Annotated in this window: 25 protein-coding genes and 1 pseudogene; 15 read left to right on the forward strand and 11 right to left on the reverse strand. The window is 66.0% G+C overall.

The annotated features are described in order from the left end of the window. Positions 1-7: 7 nt before the first annotated feature. Complete coding sequence (locus KRR38_RS25660) at positions 8-742, reverse strand: hypothetical protein (RefSeq protein WP_254514976.1); 735 nt, start codon at positions 740-742, stop codon at positions 8-10. Between the two features lie 134 nt (positions 743-876). On the opposite strand from KRR38_RS25660, the gene galE reads away from it, so the two are divergent. From galE to KRR38_RS25675, 3 genes are all read left to right on the forward strand, one after another. Further along, positions 877-1887: a UDP-glucose 4-epimerase GalE gene (gene galE, locus KRR38_RS25665; RefSeq protein ID WP_217406262.1), complete on the forward strand. Its 1011-nt coding sequence runs from the start codon at positions 877-879 to the stop codon at positions 1885-1887. Positions 1888-1957: 70 nt separating this feature from the next. Continuing rightward, entirely contained in the window at positions 1958-2083 is a 126-nt protein-coding gene (gene ykgO / locus KRR38_RS25670) for a type B 50S ribosomal protein L36 (protein WP_003046794.1), read from the forward strand. Positions 2084-2182: 99 nt separating this feature from the next. Continuing rightward, complete coding sequence (locus tag KRR38_RS25675; RefSeq protein WP_217406263.1) at positions 2183-2800, forward strand: HAD family phosphatase; 618 nt, start codon at positions 2183-2185, stop codon at positions 2798-2800. Between the two features lie 97 nt (positions 2801-2897). Here the strand turns inward: KRR38_RS25675 and KRR38_RS25680 are convergent, their stop codons facing one another. Then, the gene (locus KRR38_RS25680) at positions 2898-3209 is read right to left on the reverse strand and encodes a hypothetical protein (protein WP_217406264.1); all 312 of its coding nucleotides are present in this window, start codon (positions 3207-3209) and stop codon (positions 2898-2900) included. A gap of 128 nt (positions 3210-3337) precedes the next feature. On the opposite strand from KRR38_RS25680, the gene KRR38_RS25685 reads away from it, so the two are divergent. Next, complete coding sequence (locus KRR38_RS25685; RefSeq protein ID WP_217406265.1) at positions 3338-3856, forward strand: helix-turn-helix domain-containing protein; 519 nt, start codon at positions 3338-3340, stop codon at positions 3854-3856. 4 nt (positions 3857-3860) lie between these two features. Here KRR38_RS25685 and KRR38_RS25690 read toward each other — a convergent pair whose 3' ends face one another. Then, positions 3861-4463 (reverse strand): TetR/AcrR family transcriptional regulator, encoded by a 603-nt coding sequence (locus tag KRR38_RS25690; RefSeq protein ID WP_217406266.1) that lies wholly within the window; start codon positions 4461-4463, stop codon positions 3861-3863. A gap of 120 nt (positions 4464-4583) precedes the next feature. Here KRR38_RS25690 and KRR38_RS25695 point away from each other — a divergent pair, with 120 nt between their 5' ends. Next, complete coding sequence (locus KRR38_RS25695) at positions 4584-5834, forward strand: cytochrome P450 (RefSeq protein WP_217406267.1); 1251 nt, start codon at positions 4584-4586, stop codon at positions 5832-5834. Here KRR38_RS25695 and KRR38_RS25700 read toward each other — a convergent pair. Further along, positions 5759-6472: a DUF420 domain-containing protein gene (locus KRR38_RS25700; protein ID WP_217406268.1), complete on the reverse strand. Its 714-nt coding sequence runs from the start codon at positions 6470-6472 to the stop codon at positions 5759-5761. The genes KRR38_RS25695 and KRR38_RS25700 overlap by 76 nt on opposite strands. Here KRR38_RS25700 and KRR38_RS25705 point away from each other — a divergent pair. The 5 genes from KRR38_RS25705 to KRR38_RS25725 all read left to right on the forward strand — a co-directional run bounded on the left by KRR38_RS25705 (position 6471) and on the right by KRR38_RS25725 (position 11097). Continuing rightward, the gene (locus KRR38_RS25705; RefSeq protein ID WP_217406269.1) at positions 6471-6971 is read left to right on the forward strand and encodes a hypothetical protein; all 501 of its coding nucleotides are present in this window, start codon (positions 6471-6473) and stop codon (positions 6969-6971) included. The genes KRR38_RS25700 and KRR38_RS25705 overlap by 2 nt on opposite strands. A gap of 106 nt (positions 6972-7077) precedes the next feature. Then, entirely contained in the window at positions 7078-8508 is a 1431-nt protein-coding gene (locus KRR38_RS25710) for a circularly permuted type 2 ATP-grasp protein (protein ID WP_217406270.1), read from the forward strand. Between the two features lie 16 nt (positions 8509-8524). Further along, a complete protein-coding gene (locus KRR38_RS25715; RefSeq protein WP_217406271.1) occupies positions 8525-9469 on the forward strand; it encodes an alpha-E domain-containing protein in 945 nt (314 codons plus the stop codon). A gap of 5 nt (positions 9470-9474) precedes the next feature. After that, entirely contained in the window at positions 9475-10299 is an 825-nt protein-coding gene (locus tag KRR38_RS25720; protein WP_217406272.1) for a transglutaminase family protein, read from the forward strand. Between the two features lie 36 nt (positions 10300-10335). After that, positions 10336-11097, forward strand: coding sequence for a proteasome-type protease (locus tag KRR38_RS25725; protein ID WP_217406273.1), 762 nt, complete (start codon positions 10336-10338; stop codon positions 11095-11097). 465 nt (positions 11098-11562) lie between these two features. Here the strand turns inward: KRR38_RS25725 and KRR38_RS25730 are convergent, their stop codons facing one another. Genes KRR38_RS25730 through KRR38_RS25740 form a run of 3 tightly spaced genes read right to left on the reverse strand, consistent with a single transcriptional unit; the run spans position 11563 to position 13321 of the window. After that, complete coding sequence (locus tag KRR38_RS25730) at positions 11563-12054, reverse strand: nuclear transport factor 2 family protein (RefSeq protein WP_217406274.1); 492 nt, start codon at positions 12052-12054, stop codon at positions 11563-11565. A 9-nt stretch (positions 12055-12063) separates the two neighbouring features. Continuing rightward, a complete protein-coding gene (locus KRR38_RS25735; protein ID WP_217406275.1) occupies positions 12064-12381 on the reverse strand; it encodes a putative quinol monooxygenase in 318 nt (105 codons plus the stop codon). 4 nt (positions 12382-12385) lie between these two features. Further along, positions 12386-13321 (reverse strand): NAD(P)-dependent oxidoreductase, encoded by a 936-nt coding sequence (locus KRR38_RS25740; protein WP_217406276.1) that lies wholly within the window; start codon positions 13319-13321, stop codon positions 12386-12388. Positions 13322-13448: 127 nt separating this feature from the next. Between KRR38_RS25740 and KRR38_RS25745 the strand changes: the two genes are divergently transcribed. Further along, positions 13449-14036, forward strand: coding sequence for a TetR/AcrR family transcriptional regulator (locus KRR38_RS25745; RefSeq protein ID WP_217406277.1), 588 nt, complete (start codon positions 13449-13451; stop codon positions 14034-14036). Between the two features lie 58 nt (positions 14037-14094). After that, the gene (locus KRR38_RS25750) at positions 14095-14967 is read left to right on the forward strand and encodes an SMP-30/gluconolactonase/LRE family protein (protein WP_217406278.1); all 873 of its coding nucleotides are present in this window, start codon (positions 14095-14097) and stop codon (positions 14965-14967) included. 33 nt (positions 14968-15000) lie between these two features. Here the strand turns inward: KRR38_RS25750 and KRR38_RS25755 are convergent, their stop codons facing one another. Both KRR38_RS25755 and KRR38_RS25760 read right to left on the reverse strand, forming a co-directional pair. Continuing rightward, entirely contained in the window at positions 15001-15333 is a 333-nt protein-coding gene (locus tag KRR38_RS25755) for a hypothetical protein (RefSeq protein WP_217406279.1), read from the reverse strand. Between the two features lie 142 nt (positions 15334-15475). After that, positions 15476-16075: a DUF938 domain-containing protein gene (locus KRR38_RS25760; RefSeq protein WP_217406280.1), complete on the reverse strand. Its 600-nt coding sequence runs from the start codon at positions 16073-16075 to the stop codon at positions 15476-15478. 127 nt (positions 16076-16202) lie between these two features. On the opposite strand from KRR38_RS25760, the gene KRR38_RS25765 reads away from it, so the two are divergent. After that, positions 16203-17489 (forward strand): amidohydrolase family protein, encoded by a 1287-nt coding sequence (locus KRR38_RS25765; RefSeq protein ID WP_217406281.1) that lies wholly within the window; start codon positions 16203-16205, stop codon positions 17487-17489. Between the two features lie 93 nt (positions 17490-17582). Here the strand turns inward: KRR38_RS25765 and KRR38_RS25770 are convergent, their stop codons facing one another. Together KRR38_RS25770 and KRR38_RS25775 are read right to left on the reverse strand one after the other, a co-directional pair. Further along, entirely contained in the window at positions 17583-18248 is a 666-nt protein-coding gene (locus KRR38_RS25770) for an extensin family protein (RefSeq protein ID WP_217407466.1), read from the reverse strand. Between the two features lie 141 nt (positions 18249-18389). Further along, positions 18390-19034 carry a PEPxxWA-CTERM sorting domain-containing protein gene (locus KRR38_RS25775; protein WP_254514977.1) on the reverse strand — a complete coding sequence of 215 codons (645 nt, stop codon included), beginning with the start codon at positions 19032-19034 and terminating at the stop codon, positions 18390-18392. A 286-nt stretch (positions 19035-19320) separates the two neighbouring features. Between KRR38_RS25775 and KRR38_RS25780 the strand changes: the two are divergent. Both KRR38_RS25780 and serA read left to right on the forward strand, forming a co-directional pair. Continuing rightward, positions 19321-20452: pseudogene (locus tag KRR38_RS25780) on the forward strand (phosphoserine transaminase). A 108-nt stretch (positions 20453-20560) separates the two neighbouring features. Further along, complete coding sequence (gene serA, locus KRR38_RS25785; RefSeq protein ID WP_217406282.1) at positions 20561-22150, forward strand: phosphoglycerate dehydrogenase; 1590 nt, start codon at positions 20561-20563, stop codon at positions 22148-22150. The last annotated feature ends 108 nt before the right edge of the window (positions 22151-22258 follow it).

Below are 22258 nucleotides of genomic sequence, written 5' to 3' on the forward strand. Positions count from 1 at the left end.
GTCTGCGCTAGCCGCCGAGATCGGCGCGGGGCATCGACACGCCGTCGCTGGCGCGCGGGAAGCCGTCGAACAGGGCCGCGGCGAGCTTGGCGGCGATGGCCTGGTCGCCCCACTTGTCGTCGCCTTCGCGCGTCGCCACTTCGGCGCGGCCTTCCCAGAGCACGGCATTGGTCGTCCGGTCGCGGATGCGTGCCTCCAGCTTGGTCGAGACCAGCGGCGGCAGCGGCTTGGTCATGTCGATGTTGAGCGCCATGCCATAGCCCATGCCGCGGTTGCTCGCCGACATCGCCACTTCGCCGCTGACCGGCTTGTGCTTCTGTTCGGCGGGTTCGAGCACGGTGCGCGTCACCTTGAGCTCGGCGAGCTGGCCGCCGGCGGGCTGGGCATGCGCGGTGTCGTAGCCGGCGTGGACGAGCTGGTCGATTACCGCGGCTTCGTAGGCGGCGCGGTCGCTCTGGGCCACGTAGTCCTGGCCTGCGGTCTGCGAGGCGACGGCGATCGCGCCGTGGCCGAGCGCATCGGCAGCGGTTCCCTCGGCGACGAAGCGGGCCACCTGGACCCGGCCTTCGCGGCTGCGGTCGCGTTCGACGCGAGAGGAGGATGAGGGACCGTCCCAGCGTGAGTTGCCCCAGCCGGGCTCGCCCCAGCCCGGTCCGCCCCATCCGCCGGGACGGGCCTGGGCCGGTGCGCCAAGCGCGAGCGCCAGAAGGGAGAGGGCGGCGAGTGTCGATCGATTGCGCATAAGTGCTCCGGGCATACGATATGCCAACCCCATATCGAGGCCTAGGCGCGCGCCGCTTGCGGCGGAATGAACGAGAATCCGTTTCGGCGCCCGCATTTACCGGATCGCTACGCCTGCCATGTTAGCCGCAGGCCATGTCCTTCCAGAAGCCACCCGTGCTCGTGACCGGCGGCGCCGGCTATATCGGTAGCCACGCCGTGCTCGCTCTGGCCGATGCCGGCTGGCCGGTGGCGGTGGTCGACAACCTCTGCACGGGCTTCCGCTGGGCCGTGCCGGAGAGCGTTCCCTTCTTCGAGGGCGACGTCGGCAACGCCGATCTGATGCGCCAGATATTTGCCACGCAGGGCACCCAGGCGATCCTGCACTTCGCCGGCTCGGTCGTCGTGCCGGAATCGGTGAGCGATCCGCTCAAGTACTATCGCAACAACACCGGCAACACCTGCGCGCTGCTGAGCGCCGCGGTGGCGGCCGGCGTGCCGCATTTCATCTTCAGCTCGACCGCGGCGACCTATGGTGTGCCCGATGTCTCGCCGGTCACCGAAAGCACGCCGCAGGTGCCGATCAACCCCTACGGCATGTCGAAGCTGATGACCGAGGCGATGCTGGCCGACATCGCCGCGGCGCACTCGATCAACTACTGTGCATTACGCTATTTCAACGTCGCCGGCGCCGATCCCGATGCGCGGACAGGCCAGTCCACGGCGGGAGCGACGCACCTGATCAAGGTTGCGGTCGAAGCGGCGCTGGGCCAGCGCGAGGGTGTCGACGTCTACGGCACCGACTACCCGACTCCCGACGGCACCGGCGTACGCGACTATATCCACGTCTCGGACCTCGCCGCGGCGCATGTCCTGGCCCTGGAGGCGCTGATCATGAACCCGGCGCACTCGCTGACGATGAACTGCGGCTATGGCCGCGGCTTTTCGGTTCTCGAAGTGCTGGACGCGGTCGAGCGGGTGTCCGGCCGCAAGATCGCGCGCCGTCTCTGCCTGCGCCGCGCGGGTGACCCCGATTCGCTGATCTCGGATAATTCGCGGATCAAGGCGACGCTGCCCTGGGTACCGCGGCATGCCGATCTGGACGCGATCGTCGGCCATGCGCTGGCCTGGGAGCAAAAGCTCGCGGAGATCCGCCGCGCCGCTTGACTTGGGCGCGCTCGCACCCTAACGGCGCACCTTCGATTTTTGGGCGGCAGACGCCGCGGAAGAGACAGTCATGAAGATTCGCAACAGCCTCAAGTCGCTCAAGGACCGCCACCGGGACAACCGCGTGATCCGCCGCCGTGGCCGGACCTATGTGATCAACAAGACCAACCGCCGCTTCAAGGCGCGCCAGGGCTGATTCGCTTAGCGCCCCCGCGCTTGCGGGGGGCCTCAGTCAGCAGGGCGGTCCCTCTCGTGAAGAGGTTTTAAGGTCCCTGCTGCGCGGGGACCTTCACTTATGTCCTCAGCACCGGTCTCGGCAGTCGTCTTCGATGTCGGCAAGGTCCTTTACCAATGGGACCTGCGCCATCTGTTTGCCAAGCTGATCGCCGATCCGGACGAGCTCGAGTGGTTCGTCGGCACGGTCGTCACGCCCGAGTGGCACTACCAGCACGACACAGGGCGGATGCTCGCGGAGACGATTCCCGAGCGCATTGCCGAGTTCCCGGAGCATGAGGCGCTGATTCGCGCTTTCGCCGCACGCTTCGGCGAGACGATTCCCGGCCCGGTGCCCGGTAGCCTCGAACTGGTCGAGGAACTCTATGTCCGCGGCGTGCCGCTGTTCGCGATCACCAATTTCAGCGCCGACTTCTGGCCGCCGTTCCGCGTCGGCCAGCCGATCTTCGACCGCTTTCGCGACATCGTCGTCTCGGGTGACGAGAAGCTCTATAAGCCCAACCCCGAGATCTACGCCCTGGCCGCCCAGCGCTTCGGCCACGCTCCCGGCGAGATGCTGTTCATCGACGACAATGCGGAGAACGTCACCGCGGCGCGCGACTGCGGCTGGCAGGCGCACCATTTCATCGACGCCCCGACCCTGGCCGCGGACCTGCGCGCGCGCGGCCTGCTCGCCTGATACGAAAAAGGCCCCCGCGGGACGGCGGGGGCCTTCTCGTTGCTGCAATGCCGGGGCAGGCGGGGGGTGGGGCTGCTCCGGCTCGGGGAGGGTGCTGTTAGGTCCCCCCGTTGCAGCGTGAGATGTCTTCGCTCGAAAGCTCGCCGGCCGGCGTCGAGAACCGGGCGACCTGGCCGAAGGCCTTGGCGACGCGCTGGCAGACCAGCAGCGGGCGCGAACCGTCCGAGGCCGCGGCGCAGTGCTCGCCGTCGCACTTCCACAGGACGCCGCTGACGATTTCCTGCTTGGGCTGCAGCAGCGGCGTCACCAGCGAAGCGAAAGCGCCGCTGCGCGGCGCGGCCTGGGCGGTTCCGGCAAAGGCAGCCAGTCCCAGCGCGAAGGCAGAGAGCAAGGTCGGAAACTGTCGCATTGGATCTTCCCCATTTCCAGTTGCGAATCGAAACCTACATAACTAGGTTTCAAGTTGCAACTAGAAATGCAATTTGGCCATACCGGGTAATTTACGTAGGTATGGCAAATGGGATAGGGTTGGCCTGAATGACGAAATTGCGCGAACCGCTCGAGGAAATCGGCGCCTGTGGCTTGCCCCTGGCGCTGGAAGTCATGGGCGAGCGCTGGTCGTTCATGATCCTGCGTGCCGCCTTCAATGGCGTCTGGCATTTCGAGGAATTCCTCGGCGTGCTGGGCATCGCCCGCAACATCCTGTCGAATCGCCTCTCCAAGCTGGTCGAACACGGCATCATGCGCCGCGAGCCATGCCCCGAGGACCGCCGCAAGGTCGAATACCGGCTCACCGACAAGGGCGAGGACCTGCTGCCCGCCATGCTGGCGCTGCGCCAGTGGGGCGAGAAATACGGGCTGGGCGTGCCATCCAACCCGGTGCTCGTCGACAAGCGCGATCACCAGCCGATCCGCCTCGTCAACGTCCGTGGCCATGACGACCGCGTGCTGACCTGGCATGAGCTACAGTGGCAGGATCGATCGGAGATCGGCGCGGAGAAGGCGTGCTCGGGACCTGCAGTCGAGGATCTGCCGGGGTGGCGGCAGAAGGACTAGCGGCTCAGGCCTCGTCCTCCGGCTCGAGCCGGTTCAGCCACCATTCGACCATCGCCCGCGTCTCGTCGTGCCCGCCCTGGATGCCCAGTGCGGCCTCGATGCCCACCGTGCTGCCGATCGCCGCGATCGACTGGGTGAGGGCGAGGGCCGAGAACATCTCCCGCCCGATTGGGGCAGCGTCGATCCGCGCGGCCGCCTGTTCGAGCCCGACCTTGCGCAGCTGTTCGCCGAAGGCGATCGTCTCGGCGCGGATGGCGTCGTTGTGGTTGGCCATGGCCATGAATTCCATGTTGAGCCGCGCGTCGTGGGGGTTCGAGCTGACCTCCCAGAAGGCATGCAGCGGGCGGCGCGCGCGGAACGCCGCCTCGGTCCGCTCCTGCACCCGGCCGATGTGGCGCTGGTAGGTCGCCATCAGGAGGTCGTCCATCGTCTGGAAATAGTAATAGACCAGCTGGTGCTTGAGGCCCGCGCGCTCCGCCACGCTGCGCGCGGTCAGCGCGGCATAGCCGTCCTCGCGCATCACCGCCTCGACCCCGTCCATCAGCGCGGTGCGCGAGGACGAATTCTCGAGGCCCATCCGCCTTCCAGCCCGCTGGCTTGCTGCCATTCCCTGTCGCCCTCCTGATGACACTCCGGTGCCTAGCTATACCCGCCAGATTGACAAGACCAGCTTCAATGCTAAGGATTTGGTCAGCACGCGCAACAAGCGCGGGGAGAAGGATTCGCGATGGACAATGCACCTCTGGCTCTGGACCAGCTCGACCTGCCCTATCTCGAGTATACGAACCCGGCTCTCGCGGCCGATCCCTATCCCTATTTCGCCGAGGCGCGCGCCAAGCACCCGTGGCTCGCGCGCACCGATCTCGGCATCGTCGTCACCGAATACCAGGCCATGCGCGACCTGTTCGGCCGCGACGAGCTGCGCGCGCCCTATGCCGACGTGGTCAAGGTGCTCGGCCAGGAAAACACGCCCTGGGGTGATTTCACCGAGCGGCAGATGATCGCGCTGCCGGCCGAGACGCACCGCTTCCTGCGCGACACTTTCGCGGCCAAGTTTACCCCCCGCAACGCCAACGAGCTGCGCCCGCTGATGCGCGCGAACCTCTCGAAGCTGCTCGACGAATGGGCGCCCAGGGAGAACATCGATTTCGAGGAGTTCGCCGCGAACTTCCCGATCTCGGTCATGTTCGCACTGGTCGGCGCGCCGCAGGACGGCATCGCCCTGCTGCGCGACGACCTCGAGGTGATCGGCCTGGCGCACAGCTACCAGGAGGACCTGTTCCCGCGCATCCAGGAAGGCATGGTTCGGCTCGAAGCCTACGTCGAGAAGATCATCGCCGAGCGCCGGGCTAGCCCGCACGCGACGCAGGAGGACCTGCTCGACCTGCTGATCAACACCAGCGACGACGGCAACGTCACGCATCAGCAGCTCGCCGACCTGATCACCTTCTTCTTCCTCGCCGGTTACGACACGTCGAAGAACGTGCTGACCTATCTGATGTACACGCTGCTCGACTATCCCGAAATCTACGCGCGCTGCGCCGAGGATCACGACTATTGCCGCAAGGTGATCGAGGAAGGGCTGCGCTACTTCAACCCCAGCACGGTCGCGCGCTTCGTCGACAAGGAATTCATCTACCGCGACGTCGTGTTCCCCAAGGACCAGATGATGTTCTTCCCGTTGAGCGTCTCGGGCCGCGATCCCGGCAGTTATGACGAGCCGGACCGCTTCGATCCCGATCGCGTGATCGATCCCAAGAAGCGCCAGATCGCCTTCGCGCTTGGCAAGCACATGTGCCTTGGCCAGTACATCGCCCGCGCGCAGTTGCAGGAAGCGCTCCACCAGATCGCCCAGCGCATGAAGCACCCCAAGCTCGCCGGCACGCCCGGCCACCGTCCGTTCTACGGCGCCTGGGGGCTCAAGGGCCTGCCGATCACTTTCGAGCCGGGCGAGGCGAGGGTGCTCGAAGAGGCCTGACGCGCAGCGAACCGCCGGATCGCCAGCGCGGTCGCGATCAGCGGCAGCAGCCAGGCGATCCAGGCGTCGCAGGCATAGAACGTGTCGAACTGGCGCCGGGCTCCGACCATGGCCCATAGCGCCAGATAGATTCGGAAGAACACCGCGCCCGAGGTCGTTGCTGCCATCAGCAGCATGCAGGCCCGATGCACGGCGATCCGGCCTTGGCGGATCGCGCGGATACCCAGCACGAGCAGCACCAGCCAGGTCGTCGCCTGCGCGGTGAAGCCCGCCGCCGACCACAGCGTCACCGGCGCGGCCCAGGCGACCGGAAAGGCGGTCAGGCCCGCTACCAGCACGTCGGCCGCCGCCAGGCGTCCGACCGGCCGGTGCCAGGCCGGGCGATGGCGCAGCGCGTAGGCTAACGGCAGGAGCAACAGCGCCAGCCCACCGGTGACCATGTGGAGCGGGAAGATCAGCGGCAGCAGCTCGACCTTCACCGCCAGGCTTTCGGGAAAGTCGTCGTTGGCGAAGGCCGACCACAGCGCTTTGCCTGCGGTATAAGTTACAAGGCCGGCAATCGCTGCTAGGATCAGCGCCAGAACGGTCCGCCGCAACGGGCCGCCCGCACCAACCGCTTCGCCTGAGGACTGCTCCATGACGGCTTTATCCCATTCGCTCGTCGGCTTGTCGATGCGCGCGCTGCTCGTGCTTGGCCTGGCTGCGACGACCGCGCCGGTCCTCGCAGCGGCACCGGGGGCGGCGGCATCGTCGCCCTATTACGGCCGCTGGACCGTATCCGAAGACCGCCCGGTCTTCACCGCGCGCGGCCGGCTCTACAAGACGATCGACGTGGTGCCCTGCGGCCGCGATTTCTGCGGCGTCAGCGTGGACGACCGCGGCACCTGCGGGGCTACGCTGTTCCGCTTCCTCAGCGTCCACGCCAACGGCACCTACGAACTGCGCGGCCACGGCAAATGGGGCGACGCCAAGAAGAACCTCGAGATCTACAGCGACGGCGATCCCGAGCCGGGCGCCGATCGCAGCTTCGATCTCTATCTGGGCGACGGCCACGACTTCGGCGGCCGGTCGGAATCGATGCCGAAGTTCCACGCCAGCTACCGTCGCCTCGGCAACGGCAACTGCCGGGCAAGCTGATTCTCGGCTCGCGGCCCTGGTGATCGGCGTTTATTTCGCAGGTGCAGCATAATTGCTTGGCAAGCCTCGGATGTTGCGGCATCAATTGTGTTCTCAGGGAGTCGCAATGCAGCCAGGCAGTCGCGCGCAGTATGATGAAATGTACGATCCGGACGGGGGCGTACGGCCTGCCTACGCCGGCTTTTGCAACTGGTACGACGCGCAGGATCGCGACTGGCTGAAGAAGCAGGACATAGAGGCGGAGCGCTTCTTCCGCCGCACCGGCATCACTTTCAACGTCTATGGCGACGATGCTGCCGAGGAGCGGCTGATCCCCTTCGACATGATCCCGCGGATCATCACCGCGAACGAGTGGCGCAAGCTGTCGCGCGGGATCGAGCAGCGGGTCCGCGCGCTCAACGCCTTCCTCCACGACCTGTACCACCGCCAGGAGATCGTCCGGGCCGGGCGCCTGCCCGAGCGGCTGCTGCAAGGCAACGAGGCCTTCCTGCCGCAGATGGCCGGTTTCTCGCCGCCGGGCGATGTCTACACTCACGTCGTCGGGATCGACCTCGTCCGCACCGGCCCCGACGAATTCATGGTGCTCGAGGACAATGCCCGCACGCCGTCGGGCGTTTCCTACATGCTCGAAAACCGCGAGACGATGATGGCGATGTTCCCCGAGCTGTTCAGCCGGGTCGCGGTCCGCCCGGTCTCGGACTATCCGCGCCGGCTCGCGCGCAGCCTGGCTGCTTGCGCGCCCGACTGCGCGGGGGAGCGGCCCGTGGTCGCGGTGCTGACGCCGGGCATCTTCAACTCGGCCTATTTCGAGCATGCCTTTCTCGCCGACCAGATGGGCGCCGAACTGGTCGAGGGCAGTGATCTGCGTGTGGTCGACGGCCGCATCGCCATGCGCACGACCACCGGCTACCAGCCGATCGACGTGATCTATCGCCGCGTCGACGACGATTTCCTCGATCCGCTCAGCTTCAACAAGGACTCCGTGCTGGGCGTCGCCGGGATCATGGACATCTACCGCGCGGGCCGCATCACGATCGCCAATGCGCCGGGCACCGGCATCGCCGACGACAAGGCGATCTACAGCTTCATGCCCGAGATCGTCGAGTTCTACACGGGCGAGAAGCCTTTGCTTAACAACGTGCCGACCTGGCGCTGCAGCGAGCCGGAATCGCTCAAATACGTACTCGACAACCTCAAGGACCTCGTCGTCAAGGAAGTCCACGGATCGGGCGGCTATGGCATGCTGATCGGCCCGACCTCGTCGAAGGGCGAGATCGCGCGGTTCGAGAAGAAGCTGCGCGCCAAGCCCGAGAATTACATCGCCCAGCCGACTCTGGCGCTGTCGACCTGTCCGATCTTCACCAAGGCCGGCCTAGCGCCGCGGCACGTCGACCTGCGGCCGTTCTGCCTGGTCTCGCCGGGCGGCATCGACATAACGCCGGGCGGGCTCACCCGCGTGGCGCTCAAGAAGGGCTCGCTGGTCGTCAACTCGTCGCAGGGCGGTGGGACCAAGGATAGCTGGGTGCTGGAAGACTGATGCCCGGAGATTCTTCATGTTAGGCAGAAGCGCCAACGGCATCTACTGGATGGCCCGCTACCTCGAGCGGGCCGAGAACACCGCGCGCCTGCTCGACGTCGGCTTCCGCATGGCGCTGACCCGCGGCGCGCAGGCGGCGAGCGAGGAATGGAAGTCGGTGCTGATCACGATCGGCCAGGATGTGGCCTATCGCCAGCGCTTCGACGACTACGCCGGGCCACAGGTGTTCAATTTCATCCTGCGCGGGCCCGACAATCCGGCCTCGGTGCTCGGCATGCTGGAAAATGCGCGGACCAATGCCCGCGCCGTGCGCACCGCGCTGACCCGAGAGGCCTGGGAAACGACCAACGAAGCCTGGATGGTCCTGCGCGAGATGCTCGCCCGGCCCGTGCGCGAGGGCAACCTGGGCGAGGTCATCGCCGCCATTCGCCGCCAGACCACCCAGGTTCGCGGCGCGATGGAAGGCACGATGCTGCGCAACGAGATCTTCAATTTCTCGCGCATCGGCACGTTCATCGAGCGGGCCGACAACACCGCGCGCATTCTCGACGTGAAATACTACGTGCTGCTGCCTTCGCTCTCTTGGGTCGGGTCGAGCCTCGACAACGCGCAGTGGGAAACCGTGCTGCGCTCGGTCGCCGGCGACCGCGCCTACCGCTGGCTCAACGCCGGCCGGCTCGATCCGCGGGGCATCGCCCAGTTCCTCGTGCTAGACGGCCGCTTCCCGCGCAGCCTGGTGTTCTCCTACGACAAGCTGGCGAGCAACATGGCCGGGCTCGCCCGCCAATACGGCAGCGAGACCCACGCCCACGAACTGCTCCGCTCCGCGCGTACCAAGCTGCAGGACGCCTCGATCGAGAAGATCATCGAAGGCGGGCTCCACGAATTCATCACCGACTTCATCGCCGGCACCAACCAGATCGACCTCGCCATCGCCGCCGAATACCGCTTCATCGAGTAAAGCCCATGCGTCTCTACATCCGCCACACCACCCGCTACGGCTTCTCGCAGCCGGTCACCCACGGGCTGCAGCGGCTGCGGCTGACGCCCAAGAGCTCGCAGGGGCAGTCGGTGATCGACTGGGCGATGGACTTTGAGGGCGTCAAGCTCGAGGCCGAGCACGACGATCACCACCGCAACCGCACCACGCTGGTCTCGGTCGTGCCGGGGACGACCGCGGTCACCGTCGTGTGCAGCGGCAGCGTCGATACGGCCGAGAATGCCGACAAGGCGGGCATCGTCGGCGAGCATGTCGGCCACCTGCCGCTCTGGTGCTTCCTCGGCCAGACCACCCTGACCAAGCCCGGACCGAGGCTGCGCGCGCTGGTCGCCGGGCTGGATGCCGACCGGGAGCGGCCGCTCGAAGTGCTGCACAGGCTGTCGGACGCGGTGCTGGCTGCGGTGCCTTACGCGACCGGCGCGACCGATGCCGAGACCACGGCCGAAGGAGCGCTCTTTGCGGGGCAGGGGGTCTGCCAGGACCACACGCATATCTTCATCGGCGCGGCGCGGCTGCTCGGCCTGCCGGCGCGCTATGTCAGCGGCTACCTGATGATGGACGGCCGCGTCGACCAGGAAGCCGGTCACGGCTGGGCCGAGGCCCATGTCGCGGGGCTCGGCTGGGTGGGCTTCGATGTGTCCAACGCGATCTGCCCGGACGAGCGCTATGTCCGCCTCGCCACGGGAACCGACTACCGCGATGCCGCGCCGGTCACCGGCCTCAACATTGGCGGTGGGCAAATCGACCTCGAAGTCAGTTTGGCGGTTGAGCAGCAGATGATAGAACAGTAGCGCGGGCAGGGGGGTAAGTCCGAGGGGGATTCGCGCGTGACCTATTGCTGCGGCATGATGCTGGATCGCGGGCTCGTCCTGATGAGCGACACGCGCACCAATTCGGGCGTCGACAACATCTCGACCTTCCGCAAGATGTACCACTGGTCGCTGCCGGGCGAGCGCGTCGTCTCGCTGATGACCGCGGGCAACCTCGCCACGACCCAGGCGGTGATCAGCAAGCTCGAGGAGCGCGAAAAGGCGCCGTCCGAGCGGCACAACACCGTGCTCGAGGCACCGACCATGTTCCAGGTCGCGACGATCATCGGCAAGCTGCTACGCGAGACGATCCAGGAGCGCGACGAGCAGAACGGCATGCAGGCTTCGGGCACTTTCACCGCCTCGATGATCCTCGCCGGCCAGATCAAGGGCATGGAGCCTCGGATCTTCCTGATCTACCCCGAAGGCAATTTCATTGAGGCGCAGCCCGACACGCCCTTTTTCCAGATCGGCGAGACCAAGTACGGCCGCCCGATCATCCTGCGCGCCTATGATCCGACGATGTCGTTCGAGGACGCGGTCAAGCTGCTGATGGTCAGCTTCGATTCAACGATCAAGGCCAACCTCTCGGTCGGCCTGCCGCTCGACCTGCTGGTGATCGAGCGCGACAAGTTCGAGCCGCTGCACGAGCGCCGCATCCTCGCGACCGACCCCTATTACCGCGCGATCTCGTCGCGCTGGGGTGAGGCGCTCAAGCGCGCATTTCACTCGCTGCCCGACTACAGCTTCTACAACGCGCCGGCACCGGTCGAGGACTAGCCGAACAGGGTACTGCCGCCGCAAGATTGGGCTCCAGTCCGGCAACGGCAGCGGGGCTCAAGCGAATGGCAACGAGAAATGTTGCCAAGGCCCCGATTTCACCACCTGCGATATTGCGGCGATATTCTTTGTCGGGCTTCGCGACGATCGTATGCTGCGTCCGAATGATACCAGCGGAACGCGAGCATGAAACCGCCGATGGAGGCTATCACTGCCAAGAGGCAGAAAACTAGGAACATTGGGAAGCTCCGAAATCGGCTGGGCGCGTTTCCGAACGACACAGCGAGTGACTGCCCCTGTGATCGAGTTCGCCTTGGAAGGTAGCGAAAAACGGCGGCAGCAACCCTTCATACGCGCAAAGGGATGAATGGTTGCCTTCTTTCGCGTCGCGCTGGATCCGCGGCGGCACCAGCGCGCCAGCCTAGATGCGGGCAGATAGGCTCGACTGGCAGTGGATCCGGTTGATCAGCCGATCCCGACGATCAGATTCTCGCCCGAGAAGTCCGCCGCGATCGCCGACGCGCCGGGCGAGGTCTCGGCGTGGGTGCGTTCGAGCTTGCGATAGGTGAAGCGCCACTGGCCATCGGCCTCGCGCCGGTAGGTCTCGTGGTAGAAGCCGAAGCCGCGCAGCCACTGCTTCTCGCCGTTGCGCTTCCAGAACAGGTTGTCCTCCATCGCCCAGACGCCCGTGGCGTTGTCGCGGTCCTGGAACTCGATCACCGGCGTGTGGCAGTGGTGCACAGTGGTGACACCGGCCATCTGCACGGCCAGCTGGTCCGCCGCGGCGCGGCCGCCGACGATCGGATCGGGACCGATCGACATGGCGACATAGTCGTCGCTGTGTAGGGCGGCGTAGGTGTGCCAGTCCTTCTGGTCGACGGCGTGGTCGCGCCGCGCTTTCAGCCGGTAGATCGCCTCGAGCTCGATCAGGCGTTCGATGTCGGTCATTTCGGTCATGCAGCTACCTCAGAACATGCGCTGTCGCACGGGCTCCGCGCCGGGAGTGACATATTGCCGGATCTCCGGCTTTCCCTCGATCAGCGCCGCCGATTTGGGCAGCGACTCCTTAACCCAGGCTGTCTGCATGTGTGCGGCCTGGGCGGCGACGTCCTCGTAGACTTCGACCACCAGATAGGTGTCCGGCTCGTCGACGCCCTTCGACCAGGCATAGTAGGCGACGCCCGGCTCGCGGGCGAGCGTCAGCTCGGTGACATGGCTCATCAGCGCCTCGAAAGCCGTGCTATTCTCTGGTTTTACCGTCAGCTTGGCGATGAAGGTGATCATGCGCTCAGTCCGACGGCGCTGCGGCACCGAGCACGTGGTGCGCGCCGGGCAGCCGCCGGTCGGCAGCCTCCAGTGTCCGGCGGATGCCCTCGCGCACCGAGACCTTGCTCGGCCCGAGCAGCCGTTCCATCTTGGTCGTGTCGGCCCAGATCGGCCACGACTTGCCGTTCTCGGCGAAGATCGGTTCCTTGCCGAGGATCTCGCCGGCGATCTGGCAATACTCCTGCGTCGTCACCGATTCCGATCCGCCGACGTTGACGATCTCGCAGCCGACCTTGGCGATGCCCGCGGCGGCGATCGTCTTCTCGACGTAGTCGTCCTCGTAGAGCGGGGTGTGGACGTTGCGTACGCCCGGATAGACGCTGACCGGCTCGCCGCGCGCGACCTGGTCGATCCGCTGGGTGACGCCGCCGCCGCGCGGGCCGTAGAAGGAGAAGATGCGCACCATGGTCACCGGCAAGTCGTAGTCGACGCTCAGGTGCTTGAGCATGTATTCGGCGCCGATCTTGCTCGCGGCATAGTTCTCGCCCGCGCTGTGCAGGCCATAGGGATCGTCCTCGCGCAGCGGCCGCTCGCCCTGGTATTCGTAGAGCGAGCCGGTCGAGCCGTGGACGAAGGCCTCGGCATCGCGATAGTGCCGCGCCAGCCGCCCGGTGCCGCCCGTGTTCACGTCATAGGCGACATTGCCGTAATTCGGCGGCAGCACCGCATAGTTGATCACGACGTCGACCGATTTTGGCAGCGACGAGAGGTCTTCATTGGCCATGTCGAAGGCGACCGCCTGCGCGCCGGCGGCCTCGACCAGTTTGCGCTGATCGGGGTTCGACCAGCGCGCCAGAGCGAAGACCTCGTTGTCCTTGGCCAGTTCCACGGCGACCGGCAACGCCACCAGTCCGCTTGCGCCCGTCACGAGGACGCGCTTTCCCGACATCATTGCCATGACAACTCTCCCTTGCGATTTCTTAGTCAACTGACTAACAAGGCTCGCGAAGCAGAGTCAACCGCCGATTTAACATTGGGTGCAATCTGCGGGATGGAGCTAGTCATATGACTAAGGGGCGGGGCGCATGAGCAGGATGGAAGCGCTGGATCCCGGCGAACATACCGACACCAAGACCGCGATCCTCGACGCCACGGTCGAGATCATGCGCGAGCAGGGCTATGCCGCGGTCAGTTCGCGCAAGGTGGCCGAGCGCGCGGGGCTCAAGTCGAACCTGCTCTATTACCACTACAAGACGATGGACGACCTGTTCCTCGCCGTGTTCCAGCGTGCCGAGGAGCGGCACTTCGGCGCCCAGGCCAAGGCGCTCGCCGCCGAGCAGCCGCTGCGTGCGCTCTGGCAGATGAGCACCGATGCCTCGAACACCGGGATCACCGCCGAACTGATCGCGGCGTCCAACCACCGCAAGGCGCTGCGCCAGGAAATCGCGCGGTCGAGCGAGCGGTCGCGCAAGCTCGAAGCGGCGCTGCTCGAACGCTGCCTGCGCGATACGCCGTTCGACCGGGCCGGGCTGCCGCCGCTGTTCCTTTCGCTGGTGATGACCGCCATCTCGCGACTGCTGGCCATGGACAGCGTGCTCGGCGTGTCGGCCGGCCATGCCGAGACGGCGGCCTGCATGGAGGCTTTCCTCGCCCAGGTCGAACCGCTCGATTGACGGCTTGCCGTGTGACCGCAAGCCATGCTCATCTGCCGGGAACAACCGGGAGAGCGTCATGAAGATCGAACGCGTCGATACCGTCCGTTGCGGGCTGGGCGAGGGGGCGGTCTGGGATGCCGAGGCAGGCGCGCTCTACTTCCTCGACATCTTCGGCCAGCAGGTGTTCCGCTACGATCCCGTCAACGGCGAGACACGGAACTGGAAGACGCCCGGCCATGTCGGCGCGCTGGCGCTGCGCGAGGGCGGCGGCGCGGTGCTGGCGATGAAGGACACGCTCTACGGTTTCGATTTCGCCAACGGTGAAGCGTCGAAGCTCGCCGGTCCGGCCTTCACCAGCGACCGCGTCACGGTCAACGACGGGGCGGCCGACCGCGCCGGGCGTTTCGTCTTCGGCGGCTGCAGCGCCGGGATCGATGATCCGCAGCCGATCGGCGGGCTCTATGCGCTGGGCATCGACCATACGATCGCCGAGCTGGACCGCGGCACGCACCAGTCGAACAGCCACTGCTTCGCGCCCGACGGCCGGACGCTCTACGCTGCCGACAGCTTCGTCCACACGCTCTATGCCTACGATTACGACGGCGCGATCGGGCAGGCCTCGAACAAGCGGGCTTTCGCGAACACGCAGGACCTCGGCGGTGTGCCCGATGGCTCGGCGGTCGACGCCGACGGCGTTGTCTGGGTCTCGGTGTTCCAGGCCGGCAAGATCGCCGCTTACCGCCCCGATGGCCGGCTCGAGCGCGTGATCGACTTGCCGGTCAAGCTGATCTCCAGCGTCGCCTGGGGCGGCGAGGGGCTGGACCGGCTCTACGTCACGACGATCGATCCCGTGCAGTTCGGCTGGGCGGCTGAACAAGACGCCGGATACGTCTATGCGATCGACGGGCTGGGCACGCGTGGCGTGCCCGAGGGGCGCTACGCCGGATAAGAAAAAGGCCGGGCGCCAGGCCCGGCCTCATGATTACCAGCCACGATAGCCGTAGCCATAGCCATAACGGTCGCCGTAGTAGCGGTCGTTGTAGCCGTCACGGCGCCAGTCGCGGCGGTCGTGCCAGGAATCGCGGCGCGCGCGCGCGATCTCGCGGGCGCATTCGCGGCGCTCGCGCTCGTACTCGCGGCGGCTGTCGGCTCGGCGGAGCTCGCGGTGGCATTCGCGCACTTCGCGGCGCACTTCGTTGCCACCGCCGCGGTAGCCCCCACCGTAGCCATAGCCATAGGACTGGGCCGAAGCGCCGGTGGCGGCGAGCGGCGAAAGCATGGCGGCCATGGCGGCCCCCAGGATCAGTTTTCTCATATCATCCTCCTTCAGATCTCGGCGGTCTGTCAGGAGAGAATCGCTCAAGGCGCCTGAATGGGTCCGGAGCAGTCTGTTCATCAAAATGCAAAGCGGGATGAACGGAGCGCCGCGCGCGGCGAAGTGCCGGCGGGTGTCGATTCTAGCCTTTGCGGAACAGGACCGAGAGATTGTTGGCCGGCATCTCAATCACTTGTTCGAGCGCGAGCCCGTTGGCCTCGGCGCAGGCTGTCACCGCGTCGAGATCGCGCAGCCCCCAGCGCGGATCTCGGCGCTTGAGGTCGGCGTCGAAGGCCGCGTTGCTCGGTTCGAGTTCTCGGTCGGGCCGGCGGTAGGGGCCGTAGAGATAGAGCGGTTCACCCGTCCCGAGAACCCGTGCCGCACCGCGCATCAGGCCCTCGGTCGCTTCCCAGGGGCTGATGTGGATCATGTTGATGCAGAGCACCGCCCGGGCACGGTCGATCGGCCAGCATTCCGCCGCGGCATCGAGGTCGAGCGGGGGCAGTACATTCGCCGCGCCGTCGCACCAGGCCGCGATCGAGGCGCGCGCATCGTCCGAGGGATCGCTCGGCTGCCAGGTGAGCCCGGGAAACGCTGCGGCGAAAGCGAGGGCGTGCTCGCCCGTGCCGCTGGCCACTTCCAGGGCCAGGCCATCGGTGGGCAGGACATCGCGTAGCACCGCGAGAATCGGCTCGCGATTGCGCTGCGTTGCGGGGGCGGATCGGCGATCGGCGTCGGTCATGCCGCTCCATAGCCCGATTTGGCACTTCCGGGAGGTGAATCATCGCAAGGGCGTTGGCTCTACGCATTGAAATCGCCGCCCTGGACTGCGACATGGAGTCATTATTCCTCATCCTGGGAGAACTGCCATGGCCGACGACGCCGACACCAAAGAGGCCGACACCAATCCGCAGGCCGAAAACGCCAAGATGTACTGGTCCGCGGTTGGCTACACCGAAGGCGGCGTGATCCGCGAGGTCGACTATGCCTCGCAGTCGGGCGGCCTCGATCCGATGTTCGAAGGCATCAAGATCGTCGATTGCGACACGCACATCACCGAAGCGCCCGACCTTTTCACCTCGCGCGCGCCGGCCAAGTACAAGGACAAGGTGCCCCACGTGAAGCTCGACGCCGACGGCGTGGAGCGCTGGTACGTGGGTGACCGCAACTTCGGCTCGATGGGTGGCAATGTCATCCGCAAGGACAAGAACAAGCTGCTCGGCCGCCTCGCTTTCCCGAAGCTCGAACAGGCCCACCCCGGCGGCCACATCATCAAGGACCGCATCCAGGCGATGGATGACATGGGCATCTATGCCCAGATCGCCTTCCAGAACTCGGGCGTGACCCAGGCCGGCTCGCTGATGAGCCTCGGCGACAACGACCTCGCGGTCGAGATCGTCAAGATCTACAACGACGCCTCGGCCGAGATCCAGAAGGAGTCGGGCAACCGCATCTTCAACATGGCGCACCTCCCGTTCTGGGATCACGCCGCGATGATGGCCGAAGCCAAGCGTTGCCACGACATGGGCCTCAAGGGCTTCGTCCTGCCCGACACGCCCGAGCGCGTCGGCGTGCCGAGCTTCCTGAGCGATCACTGGACACCGTTCCTCGAGATGTGCGAAGCCACCGGCATGCCGCTGAACTTCCACCTCAACGCGGCGATCGATCCCAACACGCTGACCTGGGACGGTTTCGGCTTCGAGCAGACGCTGTCGGTCGTCGCGACGATGTTCTCGATCGGCAATGCCGCGACGCTGGGCAACTGGATGGTCTCGGGCCGCCTCGACCAGCATCCCAAGCTCAAGATCGGCCTGATCGAGAGCGGTGCTGGCTGGGTGCCTTTCGCCGTCGAAGCGCTTGAGCATCAGTTCGACGAGATGCTGCCCAGCAAGAAGGGCATGCTCAAGCGGCGCCCGTGGGAATACTTCCGCGACCAGTTCATGTGCAGCTTCTGGTTCGAGAAGGTCGCGCCCAAGCTGCTGCTTGAGACGATCGGCGAGGACAACATCATGTTCGAAACCGACTTCCCGCACCCGACCTCGCTCTATCCGGGCGTGCAGGCCCACCTGAAGGACGTGCTCGGCGGCCATACCCCGGCCGTGCGCAAGAAGGTCCTGCAGGACAACCCGGCGCGGTTGTACAACCTGGATCTCTGATCGAGCTTTGATGAGTTGCTGGCGCTCCGCGGAAGTGGAGCGTCGCAGCCTCAGGTTTGCGAAACCCTCTCCCCCAAAGGGAGAGGGTTTCGTTTATCGGCAGAAGGCGCTGCCGCTCAGCTCGACATGGAAATGGTCGTGGTGTGCCGCGTTGTAGTTCGGCCCGAGCACCGTGCCGAAGCGCTTGCAGGCGCTGGCATGGACCAGTTGCAGGAACTGGCGCTCCGACGCCGTGCCGCCGTTCCAGTCGCCCAGCACGCTGATCCGCCGGCCGTCCTCGAGCACGAAAGCGGAGACGTCGATCGCCTCTGCGCGGGCATGGGCCGATCGCTTGGCCGATCCGGCGACGTTGCGGCAGGAATAGGAGCCCATCGTCTCGATCCGCAGCAGGCCGCTGCCGAGCACCTGGCGCGCCGCGCGGTCGACGCCGAAGCGGGCCCAGGCGGCGAAAGTGCTGGCGAGCTGGCAGGCGACCGGGCCGAGGTTCGACAGCGCCAGCGCGGCATAGTCGCCCTGCAGGCTGGCAAGGCGCACGGTGTTAACGGTCGAGCAGCCGGCGCCGAAATACTGGTCGGGTAGCGGGGTGAAATTGGCCCGCGTCGCGCCGAGGTTGGCTAGGCACTGGCGGGCTTCGGGGCGCGGCGAGAAAGTCGTGGTGGGCTGGCGGACCGCGGGGCGCTTGGGCCCTTGCGCCTGCGGAATGTCCATGCAGCCGCCGAGCAGCGCGAGGACCGGGAGCAGAGAAAGAAATCGCCGCATCATGCGCGCGATTCTTAAGCAAGATGGTTAACAAAGCGTTTCACTTGCGGCAGGCCGTTGGCCTTATCCCCAGGAACCTTGCCTCCGAGCATAAAGGGGAGCGTAGCGCACTCCCTTGCCGTTTTCGAGGTGTGCCCGTGGTCAGGCGAAGCCGTAGCGAACCCCCTGCCGCCGACGCCGTAGCGCGCCGCCGACCGCGCCGATGCCGAGGATCATCATGCCCCAGGTCGCCGGCTCCGGAACCACGTTCACAGACACGGCATCGAGCAGGATGCCGGCATTGGCGTCGCCGCTGCCGATGAAGGACAGCTTGGTCAGCGCGTCGTTTGCGACGAAGTTCGTCGTGTAGATCGACCAGTTCAGGTTGTTCGCCGTGGCGCTGCTGTGCGTGATGATGTCGAGCAGATCGCTGCCGATCCGCACTTCGGCCGAACGGCTGTTCGGTCCGCTGAAGGCGTTGTTCGAATAGCCGAAAGTCAGGGTGTAGGTCTGGCCGGCCACGGTCGCGAAAGTCTGCGCGATCGAGCCGGACGGCGAGAACCCGACCAGATCGAGGTACTGGACGCCCTCGAAGGCGGTGGCCGTCGTGCCGTTGAAATTGTTGGCCATGATGTCGGCATTGACCGCGGTCCAGCTCGGAATGATGACGTTGTTCGGATCGTTCTGACTGGTCCCGCCCGGAATCACCGGCAGCTCGAAACTGCCGTTGGCAATCAGATTGGCGGCGAAAGCCGGCTGTGTTGCAAGCAAGGCTCCGCCGACCGCGATCATCGCAATGACGCGCATAAATATACCCCTGTTCAGGGCCGGAACTTGGCATCCTGATAGATGGACCGACGATCCGACTTCGTGGTGATGCTGCGACGATACAGGGGCGCACCCCGAGAAAGTATTGGGGTTTACCATGAGGTTCGCTTCGACTCGTCGCAATGGGATAGCCGGCCGAGCGAAGCGGCGGCGGCTTTCGACGGCGTGGCTCGCCGCGGGTTGACTTCCCGCCCCACCCCTCTAAACGCGGCGCCGGGCCACGCGGTCCCAACGCCGCGCGTGCTCTCTGTAAGGAGAGTCTTAAATGACTGATACCCAAATGCCGGCGCGCAAGCCTGCGCGGCCGTTCTTCTCTTCCGGTCCCTGCGCCAAGCCGCCCGGATACTCCCCCCGACAAGCTCGCCACCGAATCGCTGGGCCGCTCGCACCGCGCCAAGATCGGCAAGACGCGCCTTCAGTACTGCATCGACCTGATGCGCGAAGTGCTGCAGTTGCCCGATACGCACCGCATCGGCATCGTTCCCGGCTCGGACACCGGCGCTTTCGAAATGGCGATGTGGACCATGCTCGGCGCGCGCGGCGTGACGACGCTGGCCTGGGAAAGCTTCGGCGAGGGCTGGGTGACCGACGCGGTCAAGCAGCTCAAGCTCGAACCCACCGTTTTCCGCGCCGACTATGGCCAGCTCCCCGATCTCGACAAGGTCGACTGGTCGGACGACGTCCTGTTCACCTGGAACGGCACCACCTCTGGCGTGCGCGTCCCCGACGGCGAATGGATTCCGGCGGACCGCGAGGGCCTGTCCTTCGCCGACGCGACCAGCGCGGTCTTCGCCTACGACATCCCTTGGGACAAGATCGACGTCGCCACTTTCTCCTGGCAGAAGGTGCTGGGCGGCGAGGGCGGCCACGGCGTGCTGATCCTCGGCCCCCGCGCGGTCGAACGGCTGGAAAGCTATACCCCGTCCTGGCCGCTGCCCAAGGTCTTCCGCCTCGTCTCGAAGGGCAAGCTCGCCGAGGGCGTGTTCAAGGGCGAGACGATCAACACCCCGTCGATGCTCGCGGTCGAAGACGCGATCTTCTCGCTCGAATGGGCGAAGTCGATCGGCGGTGCCGAAGGCCTCAAGGCGCGCAGCAACGCGAATGCCGATGCGCTCGACAAGATCGTCCACGCGCGCCCCTGGCTCGGCCATCTCGCCGAGGATCGCGGTACGCGCTCGAAGACCTCGGTCTGCCTGACAGTCGAGGGTGCCGATGCGGACTTCATCAAGTCCTTCGCGGGTCTGCTCGAAAAGGCCGGCGCGGCCTATGACATCGCCGGCTATCGCGATGCTCCTCCGGGCTTGCGCATCTGGTGCGGCGCCACGGTCGACACGGCCGATATCGAGGCGCTCGGCCCCTGGCTCGACTGGGCCTGGGAAAGCCTCAAGGCCGCCTAAAACAAATGCGTCACCTCGGCCTGTGAGCCGGGGGCCCGCTTCCCCTTTCCGCCCGCGTCGAACAAGCGGGATCCCGGGTCAGGCCCGGGATGACGAAGGACACAGACAATGACCACCAAGCCCAAAGTCCTCATTTCCGACAAGATGGACCCCAATGCCGCGGCGATCTTCCGTATGCGCGGCTGCGAAGTCGACGAGATCACCGGCAAGACCCCCGAAGAGCTGAAGGCGATCATCGGCCAGTACGACGGCCTCGCCATCCGCTCCTCGACCAAGGCGACCAAGGAGATCATCGAGGCCGCGACCAACCTCAAGGTCATCGGCCGCGCCGGCATTGGCGTCGACAACGTCGATATTCCTGCGGCTTCGGCCAAGGGCATCGTCGTGATGAACACGCCCTTCGGCAACTCGATCACCACGGCCGAGCATGCCATCGCGTTGATGTTCGCGCTCGCCCGCCAGCTGCCCGAGGCCGATGCCTCGACCCAGGCTGGCAAGTGGGAGAAGAACCGCTTCATGGGCGTCGAGATGACCGGCAAGACGCTGGGCCTGATCGGTGCTGGCAACATCGGCTCGATCGTCGCCGACCGTGCGCTCGGCCTGCGCATGAAGGTCGTCGCCTTCGATCCGTTCCTCTCGCCCGAGCGTGCGGTGGACATGGGCGTCGAGAAGGTCGAGCTCGACCAGCTTCTGGAGCGCGCCGACTTCATCACGCTGCACACCCCGCTGACCGACCAGACGCGCAACATCCTGTCGAAGGAAAACCTCGCCAAGACCAAGAAGGGCGTGCGCATCGTCAACTGCGCGCGCGGCGGGCTGATCGACGAGGACGCGCTCAAGGCCGCGCTCGATTCCGGCCATGTCGCCGGTGCCGCGCTCGACGTCTTCGTCACCGAGCCGGCCAAGGAGCACGCGCTGTTCGGCACGCCGAACTTCGTCGCGACGCCGCACCTCGGCGCCTCGACCAACGAGGCCCAGGTCAACGTCGCGCTGCAGGTGGCCGAGCAGATGGCCGATTACCTCGTCAGCGGCGGCGTCACCAACGCACTCAACATGCCTTCGCTCTCGGCCGAGGAAGCACCGAAGCTCAAGCCCTATATGGCGCTGGCCGAGAAGCTGGGTTCGCTGGTCGGCCAGCTGACCACGGGTTCGATCCCGCGCATCTCGATCCACACCGAGGGCGCGGCGACCGAGCTCAACATCAAGCCGATCGTCGCTGCCGTGCTTGCTGGCTTCCTGCGCGTCCAGTCGGACAGCGTGAACATGGTCAACGCGCCCTACCTCGCCAAGGAGCGCGGCATGGAAGTGCGCGAGGTCAAGACCGAGCGCGAGGGCGACTACCACACGCTGATCCGCGTCTCGGTGAAGACCGACGCGGGCGAGCGTTCGGTCGCCGGTACCCTGTTCAATAACCGCGAGCCGCGCCTGGTCGAACTGTTCGGCATCAAGGTCGAGGCCGAGCTGGCCGGCCCGATGATGTACATCGTCAACGAGGACGCGCCGGGCTTCATCGGCCGCGTCGGCACCTTGCTGGGCGAGAACGCGATCAACATCGGCACTTTCAACCTCGGTCGCCGCGAAGCCGGCGGCGAAGCGGTGCTGCTGCTCTCGGTCGACAGCCCGGTGTCGCAGGACCTGCTCGACAAGGCCTGCAAGCTGCCGGGTGTCAAGCGCGTGAAGGCGCTGGCCTTCTCCTGATGTGCTTCGACAAGCTCAGCACGAGCGGATGTTGGGATAAACCCAAGACCCGCTCAGCCTGAGCTTGTCGAAGGCCAGGCGCCAAGGTTCGACAATCCCGTTTTACGT

The sequence above is a fragment of the Novosphingobium sp. G106 genome, from assembly GCF_019075875.1.
GTDB lineage: Bacteria > Pseudomonadota > Alphaproteobacteria > Sphingomonadales > Sphingomonadaceae > Novosphingobium.

Bases quoted from the DNA above. Each gene is read 5' to 3' on its own strand.
- KRR38_RS25660 (WP_254514976.1), bottom strand. From the start codon at position 742: ATGCGCAATCGATCGACACTCGCCGCCCTCTCCCTTCTGGCGCTCGCG.
- galE (WP_217406262.1), top strand. From the start codon at position 877: ATGTCCTTCCAGAAGCCACCCGTGCTCGTGACCGGCGGCGCCGGCTAT.
- ykgO (WP_003046794.1), top strand. From the start codon at position 1,958: ATGAAGATTCGCAACAGCCTCAAGTCGCTCAAGGACCGCCACCGGGAC.
- KRR38_RS25675 (WP_217406263.1), top strand. From the start codon at position 2,183: ATGTCCTCAGCACCGGTCTCGGCAGTCGTCTTCGATGTCGGCAAGGTC.
- KRR38_RS25680 (WP_217406264.1), bottom strand. From the start codon at position 3,209: ATGCGACAGTTTCCGACCTTGCTCTCTGCCTTCGCGCTGGGACTGGCT.
- KRR38_RS25685 (WP_217406265.1), top strand. From the start codon at position 3,338: ATGACGAAATTGCGCGAACCGCTCGAGGAAATCGGCGCCTGTGGCTTG.
- KRR38_RS25690 (WP_217406266.1), bottom strand. From the start codon at position 4,463: ATGGCAGCAAGCCAGCGGGCTGGAAGGCGGATGGGCCTCGAGAATTCG.
- KRR38_RS25695 (WP_217406267.1), top strand. From the start codon at position 4,584: ATGGACAATGCACCTCTGGCTCTGGACCAGCTCGACCTGCCCTATCTC.
- KRR38_RS25705 (WP_217406269.1), top strand. From the start codon at position 6,471: ATGACGGCTTTATCCCATTCGCTCGTCGGCTTGTCGATGCGCGCGCTG.
- KRR38_RS25700 (WP_217406268.1), bottom strand. From the start codon at position 6,472: ATGGAGCAGTCCTCAGGCGAAGCGGTTGGTGCGGGCGGCCCGTTGCGG.
- KRR38_RS25710 (WP_217406270.1), top strand. From the start codon at position 7,078: ATGCAGCCAGGCAGTCGCGCGCAGTATGATGAAATGTACGATCCGGAC.
- KRR38_RS25715 (WP_217406271.1), top strand. From the start codon at position 8,525: ATGTTAGGCAGAAGCGCCAACGGCATCTACTGGATGGCCCGCTACCTC.
- KRR38_RS25720 (WP_217406272.1), top strand. From the start codon at position 9,475: ATGCGTCTCTACATCCGCCACACCACCCGCTACGGCTTCTCGCAGCCG.
- KRR38_RS25730 (WP_217406274.1), bottom strand. From the start codon at position 12,054: ATGACCGAAATGACCGACATCGAACGCCTGATCGAGCTCGAGGCGATC.
- KRR38_RS25735 (WP_217406275.1), bottom strand. From the start codon at position 12,381: ATGATCACCTTCATCGCCAAGCTGACGGTAAAACCAGAGAATAGCACG.
- KRR38_RS25740 (WP_217406276.1), bottom strand. From the start codon at position 13,321: ATGGCAATGATGTCGGGAAAGCGCGTCCTCGTGACGGGCGCAAGCGGA.
- KRR38_RS25745 (WP_217406277.1), top strand. From the start codon at position 13,449: ATGAGCAGGATGGAAGCGCTGGATCCCGGCGAACATACCGACACCAAG.
- KRR38_RS25750 (WP_217406278.1), top strand. From the start codon at position 14,095: ATGAAGATCGAACGCGTCGATACCGTCCGTTGCGGGCTGGGCGAGGGG.
- KRR38_RS25755 (WP_217406279.1), bottom strand. From the start codon at position 15,333: ATGAGAAAACTGATCCTGGGGGCCGCCATGGCCGCCATGCTTTCGCCG.
- KRR38_RS25760 (WP_217406280.1), bottom strand. From the start codon at position 16,075: ATGACCGACGCCGATCGCCGATCCGCCCCCGCAACGCAGCGCAATCGC.
- KRR38_RS25765 (WP_217406281.1), top strand. From the start codon at position 16,203: ATGGCCGACGACGCCGACACCAAAGAGGCCGACACCAATCCGCAGGCC.
- KRR38_RS25770 (WP_217407466.1), bottom strand. From the start codon at position 18,248: ATGCGGCGATTTCTTTCTCTGCTCCCGGTCCTCGCGCTGCTCGGCGGC.
- KRR38_RS25775 (WP_254514977.1), bottom strand. From the start codon at position 19,034: ATGCGCGTCATTGCGATGATCGCGGTCGGCGGAGCCTTGCTTGCAACA.
- serA (WP_217406282.1), top strand. From the start codon at position 20,561: ATGACCACCAAGCCCAAAGTCCTCATTTCCGACAAGATGGACCCCAAT.